17 protein-coding genes are annotated in these 21,337 nt (G+C 72.4%); 13 read left to right on the plus strand and 4 right to left on the minus strand.

What is annotated here, in order from left to right:
• The first annotated feature begins 9 nt into the window (after nucleotides 1-9).
• From ElP_RS08220 to gmd, 3 genes are all read left to right on the plus strand, one after another.
• On the plus strand, nucleotides 10-960 hold the full coding sequence (locus tag ElP_RS08220; RefSeq protein WP_145268235.1) for an exosortase/archaeosortase family protein: 951 nt from the start codon (nucleotides 10-12) through the stop codon (nucleotides 958-960).
• A 27-nt stretch (nucleotides 961-987) separates the two neighbouring features.
• Entirely contained in the window at nucleotides 988-1,704 is a 717-nt protein-coding gene (locus ElP_RS08225; RefSeq protein ID WP_231749565.1) for an EpsI family protein, read from the plus strand.
• Between the two features lie 123 nt (nucleotides 1,705-1,827).
• Entirely contained in the window at nucleotides 1,828-2,871 is a 1,044-nt protein-coding gene (gene gmd, locus ElP_RS08230) for a GDP-mannose 4,6-dehydratase (RefSeq protein WP_145268237.1), read from the plus strand.
• Between the two features lie 311 nt (nucleotides 2,872-3,182).
• Here the strand turns inward: gmd and ElP_RS08235 are convergent, their stop codons facing one another.
• Nucleotides 3,183-4,340 (minus strand): hypothetical protein, encoded by a 1,158-nt coding sequence (locus ElP_RS08235; RefSeq protein ID WP_145268239.1) that lies wholly within the window; start codon nucleotides 4,338-4,340, stop codon nucleotides 3,183-3,185.
• Nucleotides 4,341-4,846: 506 nt separating this feature from the next.
• Between ElP_RS08235 and ElP_RS08240 the strand changes: the two genes are divergently transcribed.
• Nucleotides 4,847-6,673: a CSLREA domain-containing protein gene (locus ElP_RS08240; RefSeq protein WP_145268241.1), complete on the plus strand. Its 1,827-nt coding sequence runs from the start codon at nucleotides 4,847-4,849 to the stop codon at nucleotides 6,671-6,673.
• Nucleotides 6,674-6,813: 140 nt separating this feature from the next.
• Here the strand turns inward: ElP_RS08240 and ElP_RS08245 are convergent, their stop codons facing one another.
• Nucleotides 6,814-7,836: an aldo/keto reductase gene (locus ElP_RS08245; protein ID WP_145268243.1), complete on the minus strand. Its 1,023-nt coding sequence runs from the start codon at nucleotides 7,834-7,836 to the stop codon at nucleotides 6,814-6,816.
• 81 nt (nucleotides 7,837-7,917) lie between these two features.
• Nucleotides 7,918-8,766, minus strand: a complete 849-nt coding sequence (locus tag ElP_RS08250) for a hypothetical protein (protein WP_145268245.1) — start codon at nucleotides 8,764-8,766, stop codon at nucleotides 7,918-7,920.
• A gap of 142 nt (nucleotides 8,767-8,908) precedes the next feature.
• Here ElP_RS08250 and ElP_RS08255 point away from each other — a divergent pair, with 142 nt between their 5' ends.
• Genes ElP_RS08255 through ElP_RS08275 form a run of 6 tightly spaced genes read left to right on the plus strand, consistent with a single transcriptional unit; the run spans nucleotide 8,909 to nucleotide 15,214 of the window.
• Nucleotides 8,909-10,321: a mandelate racemase/muconate lactonizing enzyme family protein gene (locus ElP_RS08255; protein WP_145268247.1), complete on the plus strand. Its 1,413-nt coding sequence runs from the start codon at nucleotides 8,909-8,911 to the stop codon at nucleotides 10,319-10,321.
• 46 nt (nucleotides 10,322-10,367) lie between these two features.
• Complete coding sequence (locus ElP_RS08260) at nucleotides 10,368-11,735, plus strand: glycosyltransferase family 4 protein (protein WP_231749567.1); 1,368 nt, start codon at nucleotides 10,368-10,370, stop codon at nucleotides 11,733-11,735.
• Between the two features lie 57 nt (nucleotides 11,736-11,792).
• On the plus strand, nucleotides 11,793-12,977 hold the full coding sequence (locus ElP_RS08265; RefSeq protein WP_145268249.1) for a glycosyltransferase family 4 protein: 1,185 nt from the start codon (nucleotides 11,793-11,795) through the stop codon (nucleotides 12,975-12,977).
• Nucleotides 12,978-13,029: 52 nt separating this feature from the next.
• Complete coding sequence (locus ElP_RS08270) at nucleotides 13,030-14,052, plus strand: glycosyltransferase (RefSeq protein ID WP_231749569.1); 1,023 nt, start codon at nucleotides 13,030-13,032, stop codon at nucleotides 14,050-14,052.
• Entirely contained in the window at nucleotides 14,049-14,234 is a 186-nt protein-coding gene (locus tag ElP_RS39405; RefSeq protein WP_231749571.1) for a hypothetical protein, read from the plus strand. Before ElP_RS08270 ends, ElP_RS39405 begins: the two co-directional genes overlap by 4 nt.
• Before the next feature lie 59 nt (nucleotides 14,235-14,293).
• Nucleotides 14,294-15,214: a glycosyltransferase family 2 protein gene (locus ElP_RS08275; RefSeq protein WP_145268251.1), complete on the plus strand. Its 921-nt coding sequence runs from the start codon at nucleotides 14,294-14,296 to the stop codon at nucleotides 15,212-15,214.
• Here ElP_RS08275 and ElP_RS08280 read toward each other — a convergent pair.
• Nucleotides 15,163-16,266, minus strand: coding sequence for a glycosyltransferase family 4 protein (locus ElP_RS08280; RefSeq protein WP_197446814.1), 1,104 nt, complete (start codon nucleotides 16,264-16,266; stop codon nucleotides 15,163-15,165). The genes ElP_RS08275 and ElP_RS08280 overlap by 52 nt on opposite strands.
• A gap of 310 nt (nucleotides 16,267-16,576) precedes the next feature.
• On the opposite strand from ElP_RS08280, the gene ElP_RS08285 reads away from it, so the two are divergent.
• The 3 genes from ElP_RS08285 (at nucleotide 16,577) to ElP_RS08295 (ending at nucleotide 21,304) form a co-directional block, all read left to right on the plus strand.
• Nucleotides 16,577-17,554: an AAA family ATPase gene (locus ElP_RS08285; RefSeq protein ID WP_145268254.1), complete on the plus strand. Its 978-nt coding sequence runs from the start codon at nucleotides 16,577-16,579 to the stop codon at nucleotides 17,552-17,554.
• Nucleotides 17,555-17,633: 79 nt separating this feature from the next.
• On the plus strand, nucleotides 17,634-18,983 hold the full coding sequence (locus ElP_RS08290) for a DUF58 domain-containing protein (protein ID WP_145268256.1): 1,350 nt from the start codon (nucleotides 17,634-17,636) through the stop codon (nucleotides 18,981-18,983).
• Complete coding sequence (locus tag ElP_RS08295; protein WP_145268258.1) at nucleotides 18,980-21,304, plus strand: transglutaminase TgpA family protein; 2,325 nt, start codon at nucleotides 18,980-18,982, stop codon at nucleotides 21,302-21,304. The genes ElP_RS08290 and ElP_RS08295 overlap by 4 nt, the downstream gene beginning before the upstream one ends.
• Nucleotides 21,305-21,337 lie beyond the last annotated feature (33 nt).

The raw sequence follows: 21,337 nt of genomic DNA on the forward strand, positions 1-21,337 counted from the left end.
GACGATCCCTTGGCCACGTCCACGATCTCGGCCCGAGACGACGACGCCCCCGCCCCTCGGGAATTGCCCGCGCTGGCGGGCCTGCTCCGGGACGGCTGGGCCCTCCCCGGGGGGAAGGTCGCGCTGCTGGGCGCCTCGGCGTGCCTGGCGCTGCTCGCCCTGGCCTTCCGGTCGACCCTCTGGCACTTCGCCCACGTCTGGTCGACCGACCCGAACTACAGCCACGGCTTCCTCGTCCCGCTGATCAGCCTGTACTTCGCCAACATGGCGGCCAAGGAGGGGCCCACCCGGCAGGTGCCGGGGGTCGCCCTCGGGGCGTCCCTGCTGGTGTTCGCCCTGCTGGGGAGGCTGGCGACGATCGTCGTGCCGGTGGGGTTCGCCAGCGACCTGGCCTTCCTGACCGGGCTGGCCGGGATCCTCTCGCTCTTCGCCGGGAGGGCGGCCCTGTACCGATACGGGTTCGCCCTGACGTTCCTGGTCTTCATGGTCCCGCTGCCGATCCACCTGTACACGACGATCGCCACCCCCTTGCAGCTGCTGGTGAGCAAGGTCGCCGCCACGATCCTCAACGGCGCCGGGCTGCCGGTGCTCTGCGAGGGCAACCACCTGACCCTGCCCGGCGGGGTCCGGATGTTCGTGGCCGAGGCCTGCAGCGGGATGAGGCAGCTGACCGGCTTCCTCGCGCTGACGACCGCCGTGGCCTTCCTGACCCCCCGGCCCCGCTGGTACCGGGCGGTCCTGATCGGCTCGGCGATCCCGGTGGCGCTGACGGCCAACGTGGCCCGGGTGGTGCTGACCGGCTGGATCATGTCGCACGACCCGAGGCTGGCGCAGGGGGCCTTCCACACCCTGGAGGGGCTCCTGCTGATGGGCTTCGGCCTGGCCCTGCTGAGGCTGGAGTGCGCGGTGCTCAACGTGCTGGTGGACGAGGAGCCCGAGCCCGTCCCCGCGGCGGCCTGATCGGGGGACCGGCAGGGAGGACGACCGATGACGATGACGACGAAGGCGGCGACCGAGCCCATCTCCCCCGGGACCATGACCCGGCGCGCCGCGATCGGCCTGGCGATCCTCGGCGGCGGCCTGGCCGCCGAGGCGGCGGTGGACCGGGCGACCCGGACCGAGCGGCCCCCGCTGGGGGGGTCGCTGGCGGGCGTGCCGATGGTGCTGGGAGACTGGGTGGGCAAGGACGAGCCGGTCGACCCCGAGATCGCCCGGGAGTCGCAGGCCACCGAGTACCTGAACCGGGCCTACTCCCTGAAGGGGAGGCCGGGGGCCCAGCTCTGGCTCTGGATCAACTACTCCGACCGGGGCCTGAACCTGCGGCACTCGCCGGAGATCTGCCTCCCCTCGGGGGGCTGGCAGAAGGCCGAGGCGCTGACCAAGGTGGTCGAGGTCGACCGGCCCGGCGGCGAGGCCCAGCGGGTCTCGCTGCTCGGGTACGAGAAAGGAGATATGGTCCAGCGGATCGGATTCTGGTACTACATTTTCGGAGAAGGTCGCGTCGAGCGGTTCGTCCGGGGCCTGCCGATCTCCAGCCGGAGCAGCCACGGCCGCACCACCCGCGGCTCGGGCCTCACGGCGGAGGTCTTCTACCCCGGCGACGCCGGGCTCGGCGACGCCGAGCTGCGCGACTTCATCGGACGATTGCTCGACGCGATCGAGCCGGTCCTCCCCGAGGACCGGGCCGTCTACCACGTGCCCTGAGCCGGGCCGGGGCCGAGCGGGCCGGCGGGGAGACGACCGACGGTCGACTCGCGACGAGCCCGAGCCAACGCCGGGAGCAGGAGGCGCCCCGGACAACCGACCGCCATCGCGGAGGGATGGATCGTGAAGCATGCGTTGATCACCGGAATCACCGGCCAGGACGGCTCCTACCTGGCCGACTTCCTGCTGGGCAAGCCCGACTACACCGTGCACGGCCTGGTCCGCCGCACGAGCACCCTGAACCGATCCCGGATCGACCACATCGCCCGCAACCCCGACTTCCGGGACCGCTTCCACCTGCACTACGCCGACCTCGGCGACGCGTCGAGCCTCTCCGGCCTGATGGAGACGATCCGCCCCGACGAGGTCTATAACCTCGGCGCCCAGAGCCACGTCCGGGTCTCGTTCGACCAGCCGATCTACACCGCCGACGTCGTCGGCGTGGGCACCCTCCGATTGCTGGAGGCCGTCCGGCAGCTCGCCCGCAGCCAGCCGGTCCGGTTCTACCAGGCCTCCAGCTCCGAGATGTTCGGCTCGGCCCCGCCGCCGCAGACGATGGAGACCCCCTTCCACCCCCGCTCCCCCTACGCCTGCGCCAAGCTGTACGGCCACTGGCAGACGATCAACTACCGGGAGGCTTACGGCCTGTTCGCCTGCTCCGGCATCCTCTTCAACCACGAGAGCCCCCGGCGCGGCGAGAGCTTCGTCACCCGCAAGATCACCCTGGGTGCCACCCGCATCAAGGAAGGCTTGCAGAAGACGCTGGTCATGGGCAACCTCGACGCCAAGCGCGACTGGGGCTTCGCCGGCGACTACGTGAAGGCCATGTGGCTGATGCTCCAGCAGGAGACGCCCGACGACTACATCGTGGCCATGGGCGTCACCCACTCGGTCCGGGAGTTCCTGGAGAAGACCTTCTCCCAGCTCGACCTCGACTACAACGACTTCGTCGAGTTCGACGAACGCTACATGAGGCCCTCCGAGGTCGACGTGCTGCTCGGCGACCCGAGCAAGGCCAGGAAGAACCTGGGCTGGGAGCCGGAGGTCGACCTCGACGGCCTCGTCAAGATGATGGTCGAGAATGACCTGGAGCTGGCCCGCCGCGAGAAGTTCGCCCAGGGCTACAAGGGCACCTCGATCAGCACCCCGCACCTCGGCCGCCTCTGAGCCGTCGACGACGGCCCGAGCGGATCGAGACCGACCTCCCGACGCCCCGACGCCGCCCCAAGGGGGTGGCGCCGGGGCGTCCGGCGTTTCGAGGATTCCCTGCCATTTCGGCAGGTGGCTTCGTTCGGCGCACATACTCGACCGGGGGGTCAGGAGTTCGTCCGGCGTCATACCGGATCGCAAGGAGGAGTCAGGATCGGGGTGGCTGGGGTCCGCGCCGCGGCCCGCGGTACCCGAGGCGGTCGACCGGGGGCCGCGGCGCGGACCCCTGCCACCCCGACGATCCGTAATCCAGGCGATCCGGCATCAGGTCAGGATCTCCGCCCCGCCTTCGCCTTCTTCAACGCCCGACGCGCCCGGCGGTTCATGAAGACCTGGGGCTCGGCCAGGCCGGACCGGGCGGCAGTAGCGAAGGACGGGACCGGGGCGGACGGGACGGGGACCGCGTCCGATTCGTCGTCGAGGACGAGGTCGACCTCCCGGGCCAGGGCCGGGGACGACCGACGCGCCGATCGGTCGGGCCGGGGATCGGGGGGGCCTTCGAGGGCGACCGGCAGGTCCGCGGGCGGGGCCGGTTCGGGCTCCTCTCCGCGTTCGACCATCCGGGCGTAGGCCATCAGGTCGCCGATCGGGTCGTCCTGGGACTCGGGGTCGTCGTCGAGCCGGTCGGGATCCCGGGCCCGGGCGGCCTTGTACGAGGCTTCGAGGGAGCGGAACCGGCGCCAGAGTGCCGACTCGTGGCCCCGGAGGCGTCGGAGGTGGGAGTGCTCGGCGGTCGGCAGGCCGATCTCGGCGAGGGCCCGGCTCGATTCGTCGAGCAGGGCGGTCGACTCCTTGAGCGCCTCCAGGCCGGAGACGTGGTCCCGGACGAGGTATCGCAGGTCGTCGACGGTGAGGCGGGCCAGCATCACCCGGTCGGCCTCCCGGAACTCGTCGGGGGTCTGCATCAGGTCGAGGCAGAGCCGGCGCTGGGCGTCGTCCCAGCCCGCCTCGTCGTCGAGCCGGTCGGCCAGCCCGTTCCACCGGGCGAGCAGCCAGTCGAGCCCGGCCCCCGACTGGCAGAGCCGGGAGACGACCCGGTCGGGGTCGCTCGACAGCCGGCCGCCGAGGGCGGCGGCCTCGGCCTCGCGGTCGACCACCCAGCAGGAGGCGGCCCGATCGGCCTCGTATCGGGCCTGGGCCCGCTGGTGGTCCTGGCAGCGGTCGATCCGGACCGAGGCGAGCAAGAGCTTCTCGACCAGCCATCGCCCGTACTCGTCGTCCGGGGAGGTCGGGAAGGCCCCGGCCCACTGCTCGCGACGGGCGGCGACCGCCTCGGCCTCCTCCGGCCCGACGGCATCGGACTCGGCCCGGAAGCCGTGCTTCCAGGCGTTCAGGCGGATCCGGTCCTTGCCCGCCTGGGTGACGGGGCCGGTGCTCTTCTTCGAATTCCGGCGGTTGGCGTTGAGCCGGGCTGCGCTGACGGCCATCGCGGTGCGTCCCTCGGGGTGTCTCGTCGTCGAGGCGAGGCGAGTCGAGGGCCGGCTGGGGGATCGGCGTCGATCCGGGGAGTCGCGGCCCTACTCCAAGATCATCGAGAGAGGCGGGCGGAATATTCACAAGAACCCGACGGCCGAGGACGGTCGGCCCGAATTTGAGCGGGATCCGCGGGTCTGAGTTATTTCCTTGAACCGGCCCGGCGCCCCTGTTGTAATCCTTGCTTCGGTCATGCGACCGGGTCCCTGATGGGGAAATGACCCGGATCGATGCACTTCGGCCGACGGCGGACTCCTCGGCGACAACGAGGGTACGCCCGGCGTTTCCCGGTCGGAACCACCCGACTCGATTCCGACCGATCCATCGTGCCGCCCCACCCCGACACGATCGGGTGGGTTGGGGCACCCAAGGGTCGCCGGGTCGACCGGTCGACGTCCGATCGGGAGGTGGGAGGGTCGCGGCGGTCCGCACACATGGAAGGTCCACCTGGGAGTGAGTCATGCGTTCATTCGATGTCCGTTGGCGTCCGATCCTGGGCCCGGCCGGGCGACGAGGCCCGGGGGGGCGACGGCGGCCCGTTCCGCGGCTCGAGCCGCTGGAAGCGAGGGAACTGCTGGCGATCGTCGTCGACACGTTCGACGACGTGATTGCGGATGACGGGCTCACAAGCCTGCGAGAGGCGATCGAACTGGCCGAATCGTGGGGAGGAGCGGACACGATCGAGGTGCCGGCCGGGACCTATGCGTTGGACCTGGGGCAGCTCACGTTCGACGACGCCAGCGCCCCCGTGGCGGTCCGATCCACCGGCGGCCCGGCGACGATCGACGGCCGGGGCGCCAGCCGAGTGTTCCTGGTCGTCCAGGGCAGCGAGGTAGTGCTCGATGGCCTGGTGATCACCGGAGGCGTGGCCGACCTGGGGGGCGGCCTGCTCAATCTGGGGACGACGACGATCCTCGACAGCTCGTTCCTGGGGAACGAGGCCTTCGGCGGCGGCGGGATCTTCACCTTCCCCGGGAGCACCACCGTCGTTGACGACAGCCTCCTCGAGGGCAATCAGGCGGTCTTCGGCGCCGGCATCTCCAACGCTGGAGTCCTGGCGATCCATGACGGCCGCTTCATCGACAACGTGGCCACCGGGGGCAACGGCGGGGGCATCGACTCGATCGGCGACGTGGTGATCGCCGAGAGCCGCTTCGAGGGGAACCGGGCCGACTTCGGTGGCGCCATCGGCAACGGGGGCACGATGGTCGTCCGGGACAGCACCCTGAGGGGCAATTCGGCGGCCGGGAACGCGGGTGGCGTCTTCAGCAACTTCGACGGGGTGCTGGAGATCTCCGGCAGCGGGCTCGAGGGGAACTCGGCCGGAGGCTACGGCGGTGCCATCTCCACCTGGGGCGTCACGACGGTCGACGGGAGCACGATCGAGGGGAATTCATCGGGCCTCGGCGGCGGCGGGATCGATCACTTCGTGGGCACCCTGGGCATCACCGACTCCGTCATCTCGGGCAACAGTGCCGGGTGGGACGGCGGCGGCATCCACAGCTTCGAGGGGGCCGGCCTGACGCTGATCGACGCGACGCTGTCCGGCAACTCGGCGCATTACGGCGGCGGGATCCGGATCGGTCGGGGCACCCTGATCGCCGACCGCACCACGATGGTCGAGAACGTCGCGAACTTCGACGGCGGCGGCATCTCCGCCTTCTCCAACTCCACCACGTTGCTGGAGAGCGAGGTCTCCGGCAACGACGCCTTCGGCCGAGGCGGCGGCATCGAGGTCTCCGGCGGCTCGTCGACCATCGTCGGCTCGACCATCTCGGACAACTCGGCCTCGTACGCCGGGGGCGGGATCTTCGGCTCGAACGGGGCCCTGGTGACGGTGGCCGGGTCGACGCTCGCCCGCAACTCGTCCGACTTCGGCGGCGGAATCCTGATCGAGTTCGGCGAGCTGGCCCTCCGCCAGACCACGTTGGCCGACAACCTGGCGCGATTCAACGGCGGCGGGATCTACAGCTTCTTCGGCACGACCAATGTGCAGGAGAGCACCCTGAGGGGCAACGAGGCCGGTCAGGACGGGGGAGGGATCTTCAACGTGGGCGACTTGACCGTCAGCGACGTGCACTTCGCCCACAACAGCGCCGGCCGGAACGGCGGGGGGATCTTCAACGACGGCGTCACCCGGGTCTTCGACAGCATCTTCTCCGGCAACAAGGCCGCGAAGAGGACGGGGCTTGGCACCGCGATCTACACCACGATTGGCGGCATGCTGATCCTGGACGACCAGACCGTCATCAGCCAGAACGGCGTGGCGATCTACCAGGAGCAATAGATTTCCCGGGGCATGGCTCGGCCCCATTCGGGTGCCGAGCCGCCCCGCTCGGGGCGGAGCACAGCTCCCCGCGACGATCAAGGAGGACCCTGGCCGCGCGGGGAGAGCCGCAACGCCTCGACACGCTCCGCGATCGACCGCTAGATGACGGGAGTGCCATACGCCTCGGCCCAGTCCTCCCGGGCGGCCATGTCGAGGCCGGTCCTGGCGAGTTCAAGGGCCTCGGCGTCGGAGAGGGGCTCGATGGTGGCGACGGTCTTCGCGGCCTGCTCCAACTCGGGGATGCCCTCCATGCCGATGACGGCCACGTGCAGGCCGGGGATGGTGAAGGCGTAGCGCATGGCCTGCTCGTAAGTGCCCTCGGGGAGGCGGTGGCCGCCCCCGGTGGCCTTCGACTGGTCCCCGGCGCCGCCGAGGACCTTCATGGCGACGAGCCCGACGTTGTCCTGCCGGGCCCGGGACCAGACCTTGTGCTCGAAGTCATACGAGTGCTGGACGACGAAGTTGACGGCGTTCATGAGCACGTCGACGGCGCCGGAGTCGAGGACGAGGTGGAACCGGGAGGGGTGCAGGTGGCCGCTGGCGCCGATGAAGCGGACGAGGCCCTGCTCCCGGGCCTCCCGGAGGGCGCCGAGGGAGCCGTCCTTGCCGAGGGCGAACTTCGGGTCGCCCCATCGGGGCTCGTCGCCGAAATTGTGGAGGTGGACGAGGTCGACCGAGTCGGTCCTCATGCGCCTGAGGCTCTGCTCCAGCAGGCGCCAGGTGCCGTCCCGGGTCGGCTCCTCGGTCTTGGTGACGAGGAAGAACTTCGAGCGGAAGTCGGCGTCTTCGAGGGAGGGGCCCATCTTCTCCTCGGAGAAGCCGGTCTGCTCGTTGCCGTAGTTGGGGGCGACGTCGAGGTAGGTGACGCCCAGTTCCAGGGCCCGCCGGAGGGTGGCCTGCACGTCATCGGGGGTGACGTGCTCGCGCTGGAAGTAGGCGCAGCCGATGCCGAGCCGGGAGACCTCGGCCCCGGTCCGGCCGAGGGTGGTCGAGGGGACCCGGATCGGGTCGCCCTCGTCGGCCCGGACCGCCGAGCCCCGGGCGGTGGCCGCGGCGGCGGCCAGGGCGGCGGAGGATCGGACGAAGTCGCGACGGGAGAGGTCCTGGGGTCGGGGGGTCATGGGGTCCTCCGGGGGGTTCGGTGGGAGAGGATGGCCGGGGCCGGGTGCCGACCGCCAGCGTCCCGCCGAGGGATGCAAGGCTCATTCCCCTCGGTCCGGGTCGTCGCCGTGCTCGGGGAAGTCGGCGCGGTAGCGGTCGAGCAGGCGGTCGAGGTCGGCCTCGACGAGGTAGAGGACGCCGCGGATCTGCTTGGATTCGCCGGGGGCGAGGCCGCCGATCCGGAAGTCGGAATGGAGGCAGACGATGATGCCCTGGAAGAGTTCCTGGTAGGGCTCCCAGGCGGTGGCGAGGATCTTGGACTCGTCGGCGGAGTAACAGCCGATCAGCCCGCTGGACGGGACGAGGTCGCTGAGCGGCCGGGGGTTCACGTCGGTCCGGGGGACGTGTTTCGGGCACCAGACCTGGCCGGGGGTGTAGCGGGCTTCGGTGGCCCAGGGCTCGGTCGGCAGTCGGCGGGGCTCGCCGTCGATGAAGACGAATGACTTCGGCAGGTATTGCTCCGAGTTGCGCTCGGGGGGGACGCCGGTGAAGCGGTCGACCCGGATGCAGGGCTGGGCCCAGTGGGCCATCGAGGGCCGGTCGGTGGGGTTGGTGGCGGTGACGAGGAAGTCGACGCGGTCGGATCCGGCGGTGATCTCGTGGTCGACGACCACGCCGTCCTCCAGGGTGGAGCGGAGCCGGAGGGAACGGCCATCGGGGCCCGATCCGATCAGCTCGGTGCGGTGGGTGATGACCGTCTCGGCCCAGTCCCGGTCGGTGGAACCGGGGCGGCAGAACGCCTCGATGTACCAGATGTCGAGCGACTCGCCGGGGAGGTCGGGGCCCCGGACGGTGAGGATCTCGTCGGCCCAGGAGAGGCGAAGCGCGCCTTCGGCCGGGGCCGCCGGGGAGGCCGAGGCGACCAGGAGCAGGAGCGAGGGGATGAGCATGAGTCGTGGCCCCGGGAGGTCGGGAGGGACGGGGGATCGTCCCTCAGGGGACCACAAATCGCTTCGACTCGAAAGGCCCGAGCGGCTACCGTAGCCGGTCCCGACCGCCCGGAACCAAGACGCCCCGAGGAGTTCCCCGCCGATGCCCTCGCCGAAGGACGCCCGAGTCGTGGCCGCCTCGCTGTACTTCCTGCCGATCGAGACGCGGGTGCCGCTCAAGTTCGGGCTGGAGACCCTGACGCACGTCACCTGCGCCCGGGTCCGGCTGACGGTGGTCGACGGGGCCGGGACTCGGGCCGAGGGGTGGGGGGAAACCCCCTTGAGCGTGCAGTGGGCCTGGCCGGGGCCGTCGACGTTCGAGGACCGGCTGGGGGCGATGCAAGCCTTCTGCGTCGAGCTGGCCGGGGCCTGGTGCGAGCCGGGCCTCGGGGCCGGGCACCCGATCGAACTGGGGCACCGGTTCCTGGAAGACCGCCTGCCGGGCCTGACGGATCGGTTCAACGCGCGTGAGCGGGCCGGGGCCGAGCCGATGCCGAGGCTGGCGGCCCTGATCTGCGCCTCGGCCTTCGACCTGGCGCTGCATGACGCGTACGCCCTGCTGAACGGAGTGCCCGCGTACCAGGCGTACGGCCCCGAGTTCATGGCGAATGACCTGGGCCGTTACTTGGAGCCGGAGGCGGGCGGCCCGTCCTTCGCCGGGAGGTACCCGGCCGACTTCCTGGCGAGCGACCCTCCCCGGTCGCTGCCCGCCTGGCACCTGGTGGGGGGGAAGGACCCGATCGACCCGTCCGAGCTGACGGGGGAAGAGCCCGACGACGGCTACCCGGTCCTGCTCCGGGACTGGATCGCGCGGGACGGCCTGAAGTGCCTGAAGATCAAGCTGCGGGGGGATGACCCGGCCTGGGACTTCGACCGGGTGGCCCGGGTGGGGCGGATCGCCGAGGAGTCGGGGGTAGACTGGCTCTCGACCGACTTCAACTGCACCGTGCGGGACCCGGACTACGTCGACGAGATCCTCGACCGCCTGCTGCGGGACGAGCCGAGGACTTTCGGAAAAATCCTCTACGTCGAGCAGCCCTTCCCGTACGACCTGGAGGCGCACCGGGTGGACGTCCGCTCCGTCTCGGCCCGGAAGCCGCTGTTCATGGACGAGAGCGCGCACGACTGGAAGCTCGTCCGGCTGGGGAGGTCGCTCGGCTGGACCGGGGTGGCGCTGAAGACCTGCAAGACGCAGACGGGGGCGCTGCTCTCCGCCTGCTGGGCGAAGGCGCACGGCATGACCCTGATGGTGCAGGACCTGACCAACCCGATGCTCGCTCAGATCCCCCACGTCCTGCTGGCGGCCCACGCGGGGACGATCATGGGGGTGGAGACCAACGCGATGCAGTTCTACCCCGAGGCCTCCGGCCCCGAGGCGGCCGTGCATCCGGGGCTCTATGCCCGGAGGGGGGGGCGGGTGGACTGGTCGAGCGTGACCGGCCCGGGGTTCGGCTATCGGATCGCCGAGATCGATCGGGCGTTGCCGGAACCGGCGGCGGAGGTCGGCGAGGGCTAAGCGGCCCGGGCCCCGACTCGGATTGACGGGGAGGGGAGGCGGCCCTATGATCGCGCCCCTCGCTTCAGGGATGGACGACTCGACGATCAGGGACGATCTCGTGACGCACCTCGCGCTGCACTCGCCGCCGGAGCGCGGCCCGGCCGGGCCCGAACCCGGGCCGATGGCCCTGGTCGCCTGCCCCGACGCCCGGCCCCCCGCCTACCAGGCGGCCATCGGCCTCGCCGGTCGGGCCCAGCTCGACACGTTCCTCACCGGCTTCTACGACCGGGGAGACGGCCCGTTCCGACGGGTCGCCAGCCGGGTGCTCGACCAGGGCCGGCGCTCCCGGCTGGAGCGGGCGCTGGGGAGGAGGCACCACCCCGACCTGCCGGGGGATCGGGTGCGGTCGACCCTGGCGTTCGACCTGGCACTGGCGGCCGAGAAGCGGCTGTCGGGCAAGTCCCGGCGGTCCGTCTCCCGGTGGCGGACCGAGCACTTCGACCGGACCCTGGAGGCCCGGATCCGCCGGGAGCCGCCGGGCGTGGCGTTCGTCTTCAGCGACGTGGGATCGGGCCATGCGTTGCCGTTGTGCCGGTCGTGGGGCATCCCGACCGTGTTGAGCATGGTGCACGGGGACGTGAGGGAGGAGCGCCGGATCCTGGACGAGGAGGCCGAACGCTGCCCGGAGGCGTTCGGGCTCTACCTCGGCGACGCGACGCTCGACCGGGCCGAGCTGGACTACCTGCACGGGCGTCGGCTGCGGGACCTGGAATACGCCGACCTCGTGCTGGTCCCCTCGGGGCACATCGCCGGGGAATTGCGCAAGAACGGGTTCCCGGGCGACCGGATCCGGGTGGTGCCCTACGCCAGCGACGTCCGCCGGTTCCGCCCCGACCCGGCCAAGGTGCATGGGTCGGGCTGCACGTTCCTGTTCGCGGGGGGGATCAGCCAGCGGAAGGGGATCGCCTATCTGCTGAGGGCCTGGCAGTCGGTCCGGAGGCCCGGCTGGCGGCTGCAACTTCTGGGGGAGCCTCCCCGGGCGTTCGGGCCGCTGGCGCCGCTGCTGGTGGGGGTGGAGGTGCTCGGCCGGGTGCCGCACGGGGAGGTCCCGGCGGCGATGGCCCGGGCCGACGTCTTCGTCTTCCCGTCGCTGTTCGAGGGGTCGGCGGTGGTGACCTACGAGGCCCTCTCCTGCGGCCTGCCGGGCGTGGTGACGCCGTCGAGCGGCTCGGTGGCCCGGGACGGGCTGGACGGGATCGTCGTGCCGCCGGCCGACGTGGCGGCCCTGGCGGGGGCGATGGAGCGGCTCGGGTCGGATCCCGAGCTGAGGGCGTTCTGCTCCCGCAACGCCAGGAGCCAGGCCGAGCGGTTCGACTGGCCGAGGTATCACCGGGCGGTCGTCGAGGCGGTGGGGGCGGTCGCGCCCCGCTGAGGGGATCGGGCATCGGCATCGGGCGGACGGGCGACGGATCGATCGAGGAGTTCGCACATGGACCTGGCGATCAGCTTCACCAACCTCGGCCCCTACCACCTGGCCCGGCTGAGGGCGGCGGCGATCCTGCTGTCGAGGCAGGGGGGGACGCTCACCGCGTACGAGACGGCGTCGGTCGAGCGGCTCTATCCGTGGCAGGTGGCGACCCGGGAGGAGCCGTTCCGGAGGGTCGTCCTGTTCCCCGACCGGGCGCTGGAGGACGTCCCCTCGGGCGACTGCGCCATGGCGATGGAGGAGGCGCTGGACCGGGACCGGCCCGACGCCGTCGCCGCGACCGGGTACGTCCGGCCCGAGGCCCTGGCGGCGGCGCGGTGGGCCCGGAAGACCGGCAGGGCGTCGGTCCTGCTCTCCGAGAGCCAGGAGATCGACCGCCCCCGCCCCTGGTGGAAGGAGGCGGTCAAGCGTCGCCGGCTGCGGCTCTTCGACTCGGCCCTGGTGGGGGGCGAGTCGCACCGGGCCTACCTCGAGACCCTGGGGATGCCCGGCGACCGGATCGCGCTGGGCTACAACGCCGTGGACAACGTCTCCTACGCGGCGCGGGCGCAGGCGAGCCGGAGGTCCCCCGAGGGGGCGGCGGGCCGCCCGGGTCGGCCGTACTTCCTGAGCGTCTGCCGGTTCGCCCGGGAGAAGAACCTGCCCGCACTGATCGACGCCTACGCCCGGTATCGGGGGGCGGTCGGCGAGGCGTCGGCCTGGGACCTGGTGCTCTGCGGGGGCGGCCCGGAGGCGGACGAGGTGGCCCGGGCGATCTCCCGGAGCGGGGCCGGGGGGTCGATCCACCGGCCGGGGTTCTTGCAGGCGGATCGGCTGGCGCCCTGGTACGCCTTCGCCTCGGCGTTCGTGCTGGCGAGCCGGTCGGAGCCCTGGGGCCTGGTCGTGAACGAGGCGGCGGCCTGCGGGCTCCCCCTGCTCGTGAGCGACCGGGCCGGCGCCGCCGGGACGCTCGTCCCCGACCCGGCCGGGACCACCGGGATGCGGTTCGACCCGACCCGGGTCGCCTCGATCGCCGGGGCCTTGCAGTGGATGGCCTCGCGGACGGACGAGCAGCGCGAGGCGATGGGCCGACGGGCCGCCGAGGAGGTGGCCAGGTGGGGGCCGGAGCGGTTCGCCTCGGGGCTGATCGAGGCGGTCGAAATCGCCTCGGCCTCGCCGAGGGGCCGGCGCCTGGCGAGGGCCTCGTGAGCGGGGCAGAGGCCCTTGGGATCGGATCGACGACCTTGCAAGGACGCACACCATGACCATCACCGAGACGGCGACGCCCGCGGCCCGACCCCGATCGCCTCGACCGGCCTCCCGGGGGGCGTCGGGCTGGCTGCACCTCTGCAACGGCCTGGACCCGAGGCGGGACGGCGGGATGGTGCCGAGCATCCTCGGGATGACCGGGGCCCTGGTCGGCCGGGGGACCCGGGTCGAGATCGTCACCCCCACCCCGTCGAGGACGGACGCGTTCACCCTTCCCGAGGGCCTGACCCTCCGGGGGCCCGAGGCGGACCTCGTCTCCGCCGTGAAGGGGGCCGAGGTGGTGCACATGCACGGCCTCTGGCAGGGGCATACCCGACGCGGGGCCTCGGCGGCGAGGAGGGCCGGGGTGCCGTACCTGATCGCGGCCCACGGGATGGCCGAGCCCTGGGCGCTGCGGCACAAGGCCCTGAAGAAGAAGGTCTACACGGCGCTGGTCGAGGGGCCGAACCTCCGGGGGGCCTCCTGCCTGCACGCGCTGTCGAGGCCCGAGGTCGGCCACCTGAGGGCGATCGCCCCCGACGCCACCGTCTGCTTCGTGCCCAACGGGGTCGACCTGGCGCCGTTCGACCGCCTGTCTCCCCGTTCGGAACTGGAGGCGGAGCATCCCGAGCTGCAAGGCAAGTTCCTGCTGCTGTTCCTGGGACGGCTGCACGCCAAGAAGGGGCTCGACCTGCTGGCCGGTGCCATGGGGGTGCTCTCGAAGTCTCGCCCCGACCTGCACGTGCTCCTGGCCGGGCACGACGACGGGGCGCTCGGCCCCTTCCTGGGACGGATGCGGGAGCAGGGCCTGGCCGACCGGGTGACGCGGCTCGGGCACGTCTCGGGGGAGTCGGCGAGGAGGGCCTGGGGGGCGGCCGACGCCTTCGCGCTGCCGAGCTACAGCGAGGGGTTCAGCATGGCGATCCTGGAGGCCCTGGCCAGCCGGCTGCCGACCCTGATCACCACCGCCTGCCACTTCCCGGAGCTGGCCGGGGCGGGGGGGGGATCGTCGTCGAGCCGGACCAGGCCGGGGTGACCCGGGGGCTCCGGGAGCTGCTCGACCGCTCCCCCCGGGAGCGGGCCGAGCTGGGATTGCGGGGCCGGGCGCTGGTCGAGCGGTCGTACACCTGGGGCCGCCAGGCCGAGAAACTGGCCGGGGTCTACCGCTGGCTGGCCGGCGGCGGGTCCAGGCCCGAGGCGATCGAGGCGGCGGCCTGACCGGGGATGCCGGGACCGCCTTCCCGATCAACCGAGCACGGATCGAAGGAGCATCGCCGATGGCGACCATCGCCGAATCGAGGGCCGACGCGACGAGCACGCCCGGGACGGCCCGGGTGCCGGTCAGCGTGATCGTGCCGGTGAAGAACGAGGCCGGGAACCTGCGGAGGTGCCTGCCCGCCCTGTCCTGGGCCGACGAGGTGTTCGTCGTCGACAGCCAGAGCACCGACGAGACGGCCGAGGTGGCCGAGGAGCACGGCGCGACCGTCGTCCAGTTCCGCTTCAACGGCACGTACCCGAAGAAGAAGAACTGGGCGCTCGATGCGATCGACTTCCGCAACGACTGGGTCCTGATCGTCGACGCCGACGAGGTGGTGCCGCCCGCGCTGGCCCGGGAGATCGCCGGGAAGGTCGAGTCGGGCGCGCTCGACGGTTATTACCTGAACATGAAATACTATTTCCTCGGCCGCCGGATCCGGCATTGCGGCTACGCCGAGTGCTGGAACCTCCGGTTCTTCAAGCACCGGCTCGGGCGGTACGAGCGGATGCCCGTCTCGCCGGGGTCGAGGACGGGGGACAACGAGGCGCACGAGCACGTCGAGCTGGAGGGCAGGGTCGGCCGGCTGGAACACGAGCTGGACCACCACGCCTACCCGACCATCGACTCCTGGGTCGAGAAGCACAACCGGTACGCCTCGTGGGAGGCCGAGCAGTTCGAGCGGTTCCTGCACGAGCCGGTGCCGTCGGGGATCGGCCGGGGGAAGCGGCTCAAGCGGCTGCTGAAGAAGGTGTACCTGAGGCTGCCGATGCGGCCGGTGGTCCGGTTCGTCTACGCCTACGTGATCCGGCTCGGGTTCCTGGACGGCAAGCCGGGCCTGGCGTTCTGCGCCCTGCTGTCGTTCTACGACTTCCTCTGCTGGGCGAAGGTCTACGAGCGCCGGGTCGCCGGGGGGGGGGAGGTCCGGGCGACGGCCCCGTAGAGCGAGGCGAGGGCGTCGGCCTCGCGGTCGGGGTCGAGGTGGGTGCAGGCCCAGGCCCGGGCCCGGTCGGCCAGGGACCGGGCGAGCAGGGGCCGGTCGAGCATCGAGAGCAGGGCCCGGGCCAGGGCGGCGGGGTCCCCGGGGGGGACGAGCAGGCCGAGGTCCCCGGGGGAGAGCAGCTGCCGGAGGCCGTCGAGGTCGGGGGCGACGCAGGGCCTGCCGGCGGCCATCGCGGCCATCAGGTGCCGGCCGCAGGAGGGGACCGCGGAGGGCTGGTGGTAGACGTCGACCACCCCCCAGAAGGCGTCCTCCAGCGTCGAGGGGCCGGCGAAGGTGAGGCGGTCGGCGATGCCGAGGCGGTCGGCCCGGCGGCGGACCCGGGACTCCCCGGGCCCGAGCCCGACGACGAGGAACTCCACGTCCCGGCCGGTCTCGACGACCCGGTGGACCGCGTCCAGGAAGGTCTCGAACCCGGATCCGGGGCCGAGCCGGCCCATCGCGCCGATGACCGGGACGCGGCCGACCGGCGGGGAGCCGTCGGCCGGCCCGGGGTCGGCCGGGGGGTCGAAGCCGGGGGGGATGACCCGGACCAGCCGGCCGATCGCGCGGTCCCTGGCGTCGAGCAGGGCGGCCATGCGGGCGTCGCAGGCGACCACGGCGGCGAGCCCCCGGGGGTCGAGCCGGGAGGGGCCGTCGAGCCCGGCGTCGTCCTCGACCGTCCGGATCAGGGGCAAGTCGCGGAGTCGGGCCAGCACGGCGGCGGCCCCGGCCGCCTCGTCGTGGAGGGCGTGGACGAGGTCGGGGCGGAAGTCGGGGTCGGCCATCGGCAGCCGACGGGCCGAGGCCCGGGCGAGCCAGGGGCGGGCGAGCCAGGGCTCTTCCAGGGGGTCCACCCCATGCTCCCTCAGCTCCGTCCCCCCCCCGGGCAGGACGACCCGGGCCGAGACCCCCCGGGAGGCCAGGCGGTCGACCAGCCGGGCCAGCCGCCTCGCCTCCCCGGTCCGGGAGGGGTGGCCGCCCAGCAGGGCGACCGTGATCGGGGCCTCGGCCATCAACCGCCTCGCTCTCCGGCTCGGTTCGGGTCGGGGGGCCGGTCGCGAGGCCCATCGGCGTCCGGGTCGAACCATACCACACCGGCGGGGGCGGCGCCTCTCGGGGAGTCGGCCGGGCCGGGGGGCCCGGGGACGCCCCCGGGCTCGCAACGGGGAGGGGAGGGGGGATCGCCGAAGTCGGGGATCGGGGGCGTGGAAACGGGGGAGGGGGGGGCGTATAATCGCCGGATCGAATCGAGACGATCCGGAGGGATCGAACGGATCGGCGTCCCGCCCAGGATTCCCCCGACGAGCGAGCCCCGGATCGCCCATGAGTGCCCCGACCATCGACGAGCTGACCGCGCCGGACCTCGAATCGCTGCTGCCGCTGCTCGATCGCCTGACGGAGAACGTCGGCTCGGTGGTGCTGGGCAAGCCGGAGGTGATCCGCCTGGTGCTGGTCGCCCTGCTGGCCGAGGGGCACCTGCTGATCGAGGACGTGCCGGGGGTGGGCAAGACGCTGCTGGCCCGGGCCCTGGCGGCGAGCATCGATTGCAGCTTCCGCCGGGTGCAGTTCACTCCGGACCTGCTGCCGTCGGACATCCTCGGTTCGAGCGTCTACAACTCGGGGACCGGGGAATTCGTCTTCAAGCCGGGCCCGCTGTTCGCCAACGTGATCCTCGCCGACGAGATCAACCGGACCACGCCGAGGACCCAGAGCGCCCTGCTGGAGGCGATGGGGGACCGCCAGGTGTCGGTCGAGGGGAAGTCGTACCCGCTCGAGCCGCCGTTCCTGGTGCTGGCGACCCAGAACCCGTACGAGTTCGAGGGGACCTACGTCCTGCCCGAGAGCCAGCTCGACCGCTTCATGATGCGGATCCGGATGGGGTATCCGATCCCCAGCGAGGAGCGGCACATCCTGACCAGCCACCGGGGGGGGGAGCCGGTCGAGGACCTCAGGCCGGTGCTCTCGCGGGAGGAGGTGCTCCGGCTGCAGCACGCCTCCCGGGCGGTCCGGGTCGACGACGCGATCGCCGACTACCTGATGGAGATCGTGCACGCGACCCGGGACAGCGAGGACCTGAACGTCGGCGTCAGCACCCGGGGGGCGTTGACGCTCTACCGGGCCGCCCAGGGCTTCGCCCTGGTCCAGGGCCGGTCGTTCGTGGTGCCCGACGACATCAAGGCGATGAGCCTGCCGGTCCTGGCGCACCGGGTGGTCGGCAAGTCGTTCCTCCAGGCCGGCGAGTTCAACGCCTCCGAGGCGATCATCCGGGACCTGGTGGACCGCATCCGGGTGCCGGCCTGATTCCCCTCCCCCCCGGGGCCGTCCCGCTCCCGCTCCCGTCCCGCACCCTCCGCCCTGACCCCACCGGGGATCGCTCCGCATGGCCCGAAGCCCGATCGGCAGACTGGCCCGCGCCGCCTCGGCCGCGCTGCGGCCGAGCCAGACGTTGCGGTGGACGGCGGAGGGGGTGGGGTACATCGCCGTCTGGCTGATCCTGCTGGGCACGGGGTTGTACCAGCAGATCAACCTCGTGCTGCTGATCGCCGGGCTGGCGGCGGGGCCGATCGTGGGGTCGATCTTCGTCAGCGCGGCGGTCCTGCGGGGCCTCCGGGTGACCCGCCGGGGCCCGCCTTACGTCTTCGCCGAGTCCCCGCTGGTGATCGACTACGTCCTGGAGAACCCGCACCGCTGGCGGGAGGCGCTGGCGATGACGGCCGCCGACGTGCTGACGCCCGACGGGCCGGGGACCCCCTCGGCCCGGGAGCTGTACCCGAAGGCCTTCTTCCCTAGGGTGCCGGGGCGGGACCGGCTGCGGATCTCCTGGAGGGGGAATGCTCCGGCCCGGGGCCGGTACACCTTCGGCACGATCGAGCTGGTGACCCGGTCCCCCTTCGGCCTTCTGGAGCGGAGGGTGACGATCGAGTCCCCCGGGTCGCTGGTCGTCTACCCCGGCGTGGGGACCCTGACCCGCCGCTGGCGACGGGTCTTCCGGGAGGCGACGGAGACCCGGAGGGGCCGCCGCCACGACCGCAGCGCCCAGCAGCAGGAGTACCACGGCCTGAGGGACTACCGGCCCGGGGACAGCCCCCGCTGGATCCACTGGCGGACCAGCGCCCGGCTCGGCCAGCCGATGGTCAAGGAGTTCGAGCAGCAGAGCGACCAGGACCTCGCCGTGCTGCTCGACCCCTGGCTGCCCAGGTCCAAGGCCTCGGCCGAGCAGCGGGAGGCGGTCGAGCGGGCGATCCGCTTCGCCGCCACGGTCTGCCTGGAGACGTGCCGGGGCTCGGGGCGTCGGCTCCTGCTGGGGTGGACCGGGCCGAGCCCGGCGGTCCGGCACGGGCCGGCCTCGATCCGGCTGCTGCACGAGCTGCTGGAGTCGCTCGCGGTGCTGAGGCCGACGCCCGAGGGGCACGTCGGCGGCCTGCTCGACGCCCTGCCGGCCTCGATGCTGCGGGACGCGATGCTGCTGATCGTCACCACCCGGCCGATCAACCTGGCCGAGGAATACGAGCGGGCGGCCCGGCTGAACGAGTCGACCGGCCTGCGGATCACCGGCCGGATCCTGACCCTCGACGCCTCCCGGGGCGACCTGGAGGATTACATCCGCTTCGACGGCGGCCCCGGCCTCGCCCCGGCGGGGCCGATCGACGACCGGCCGGCCCTCGACCCGGACGGCGACGGCCGGCCCGGGGCCCCTGGCCGGGACCGACGCCCGGAGGTGCCGGCATGAGGTTCGAGTCGCTCTATCGGATCAGCCTGTACCTGCTGATGTTCCTCTCGGCCCTGATCCTGAACGTCGACGCCGACGCGGCGATCCTGCTGGGCGGGTCGAACTTCCGCTACGCGCGGTTCTTCCCCCCGGTGATGGCCGCGGCCGGGGTGCTCGCCTACCTGATGGTCGACCGGAGGCCGGGCCGGGGGATCGGGCCGGGGACGGCGAACCTGCTGGGCGTCGCCTCGCTGATGCTGGTCTACCTGGAATACCGGATCGACCCGAACCAGCTGGTGCTGGCCTGCGGGCACTGGCTGTACTACCTCGCCCTGGTCAAGATGTTCCGCCCCAAGGAGCCGACCGACGACTGGTACCTGATCCTGCTGGGCCTGATGCAGGTGCTCGTCGGTTGCTTCCTCAGCCAGGGGGACCGGGTGGGGCTCTTGCTGGTGCTCTGGGCGATTCTTGCGCTTTGGGTGTTGAGCCTGTTCTACCTGCACCGGGAGGCGTTGCGGTCGGGGCGCCCGGGCCCGGCCCCGCCGGGCCCGCCGGCCGGGGCGGGCGGGCCGACGGGGGGGGAGCCGTATCCGGGGCTCTTCGGGCTGCCCTTCTACATCGCCACGGCGAGGGCGGCGGCGATGACCCTGCTGCTGGGCATGTTCATCTTCCTGATCATGCCCCGCTCCGACGCCCGACAGGCGCCCCCGAGGGGCGCCGTGGCCCCCAGGAGCCTGACCGGCTTCAGCGACGAGGTCCGGCTCGGGCAGATGGGGGAGATCCTGGAGAACAACGCCATCGTCTTCTCGGCCGACCTGCTGGCCGACGGCGAACGGATCCGGCCGGAGGAGGACCTGCGCTGGCGGGGTGTGACGCTGACCGGCTACCGGGACGGCCGATGGCGCCGGGACCGCGACGACATCCAGTCGACTTCCCCCCCGGCGTCCCGGGGGGGGGGCCGGGGGCTGATCGAGCAGCGGATCCGGATGGAGGAGACGTCGGATCGGGTGCTCTTCGCGCTGAGGCCGATCCTCAAGATCGAGGGCCCCGAGGGCCTGATCGAGATGAACGCCACCGACGGCACGCTGGTCCGGGACCTCGACCGCGGCCCCCGGCGGATCGGGGGGGGCCGGCGCAACCTCGGGCCGCTGAGCTACTCGGTCTTCTCGGAGCGGGACCGCCCTGGGATCCCCATCCAGCCGGGGGAGAACGACGTGGTGGTCGCCTCCTTCGACGGCGGCGGCCTGATGGACGTGCCCGACGACCTGGTGGCCCCGCTCGGGGAGATCTCCGACCGGGTGGTGGCCGGCATCCCCTCGGACGACCTCGTCGCCAAGGCCCGGGCGCTGGAGGCGTATCTGGGGGACTCGGGGGAGTTCCACTACTCCTTGCGGATGACCCGGGAGGACACGACGCTCGACCCCAACCTCGACTTCCTGCTCAACACCCGGACCGGCCATTGCGAGTACTTCGCCTCCGCCCTGGCGCTGATGCTCCGGTGCCAGGGGATCCCCTCCCGGGTGGTCAACGGCTTCAAGGGGGGGGACTGGAACGACCTGGCCCAGATGATCATCGTCCGGCAGCGGCACGCGCACAGCTGGGTCGAGGCGTACGTCGGCTTCACCCCCGACCGCGACCGGCGGCCGGTCTGGCTGCCGCTGGACCCGGCGCCGGCGGCCGAGCAGGCCGAGCAGGTCGCCCAGGTCGGCGGGATGCCGACGAGCCTCCGCCAGGTGGCCGACTTCGTCCGCTACATCTGGGTCTTCTACGTCGCCGGCTTCAACGCCGATCGCCAGAAGCAGCTGCTCTACGACCCGATCCGGGCCCTGGTGAAGGAGGCCCGGGAGGGGTTCCAGATCATGCGGCTGGCGCTGCTCAACGCCATGCGATGGCTGACCGACTTCCCCAGCCCGACGGCCTTCTTCAGCGTCAAGGGGTTCGTCGCCTCGTCCCTGGTGATGCTGCTGACCGTCGGCCTGTACGGGACGGGCCGTCGGCTCTGGCGGCTCCTGGGCCGCCGGCTCTCCGGCCCGGACGACCGGGCCGACGACCCCTCGGGCGCCCTGGCCGCCTACGTCCGGCTGGTCCGGGTGCTGGAGTCGTACGGCCTGCAACGCCCGTCCACCGAGACCCCCCGGGAGTTCGCCCGACGCGCCTCGGTGCTGCTGGGGGACCGCGCCCGGGGCGGCGACGGCCGCCCCCTGGCCGAGGTGCCCGGCCGGGTGGTCGAGGCCTTCTACCGGGTCCGCTACGGGGCCCTGCCGCTGGGCGTTGAGGTCGTCTCCGAGCTGGACACCCAGATCGACGCCCTGGAGGCCGGCCTCCGGCCCTCGACGGGCTGACCGGGCCGGGGGCCCGGGACCCGGGGAGGACGG

This window comes from Tautonia plasticadhaerens (genome assembly GCF_007752535.1).
Taxonomy (GTDB): domain Bacteria; phylum Planctomycetota; class Planctomycetia; order Isosphaerales; family Isosphaeraceae; genus Tautonia; species Tautonia plasticadhaerens.

What these genes read in the sequence shown, in the direction of transcription:
- ElP_RS08250 (WP_145268245.1), bottom strand. Translation starts at nt 8,766, where the DNA reads ATGCTCATCCCCTCGCTCCTGCTCCTGGTCGCCTCGGCCTCCCCGGCG.
- ElP_RS08270 (WP_231749569.1), top strand. Translation starts at nt 13,030, where the DNA reads ATGACCATCACCGAGACGGCGACGCCCGCGGCCCGACCCCGATCGCCT.
- ElP_RS08280 (WP_197446814.1), bottom strand. Translation starts at nt 16,266, where the DNA reads ATGGCCGAGGCCCCGATCACGGTCGCCCTGCTGGGCGGCCACCCCTCC.
- ElP_RS08245 (WP_145268243.1), bottom strand. Translation starts at nt 7,836, where the DNA reads ATGACCCCCCGACCCCAGGACCTCTCCCGTCGCGACTTCGTCCGATCC.
- ElP_RS08275 (WP_145268251.1), top strand. Translation starts at nt 14,294, where the DNA reads ATGGCGACCATCGCCGAATCGAGGGCCGACGCGACGAGCACGCCCGGG.
- ElP_RS08265 (WP_145268249.1), top strand. Translation starts at nt 11,793, where the DNA reads ATGGACCTGGCGATCAGCTTCACCAACCTCGGCCCCTACCACCTGGCC.
- ElP_RS08260 (WP_231749567.1), top strand. Translation starts at nt 10,368, where the DNA reads ATGATCGCGCCCCTCGCTTCAGGGATGGACGACTCGACGATCAGGGAC.
- ElP_RS08290 (WP_145268256.1), top strand. Translation starts at nt 17,634, where the DNA reads ATGGCCCGAAGCCCGATCGGCAGACTGGCCCGCGCCGCCTCGGCCGCG.
- ElP_RS08240 (WP_145268241.1), top strand. Translation starts at nt 4,847, where the DNA reads ATGCGTTCATTCGATGTCCGTTGGCGTCCGATCCTGGGCCCGGCCGGG.
- ElP_RS08225 (WP_231749565.1), top strand. Translation starts at nt 988, where the DNA reads ATGACGATGACGACGAAGGCGGCGACCGAGCCCATCTCCCCCGGGACC.
- ElP_RS08295 (WP_145268258.1), top strand. Translation starts at nt 18,980, where the DNA reads ATGAGGTTCGAGTCGCTCTATCGGATCAGCCTGTACCTGCTGATGTTC.
- ElP_RS08285 (WP_145268254.1), top strand. Translation starts at nt 16,577, where the DNA reads ATGAGTGCCCCGACCATCGACGAGCTGACCGCGCCGGACCTCGAATCG.
- ElP_RS08235 (WP_145268239.1), bottom strand. Translation starts at nt 4,340, where the DNA reads ATGGCCGTCAGCGCAGCCCGGCTCAACGCCAACCGCCGGAATTCGAAG.
- ElP_RS08255 (WP_145268247.1), top strand. Translation starts at nt 8,909, where the DNA reads ATGCCCTCGCCGAAGGACGCCCGAGTCGTGGCCGCCTCGCTGTACTTC.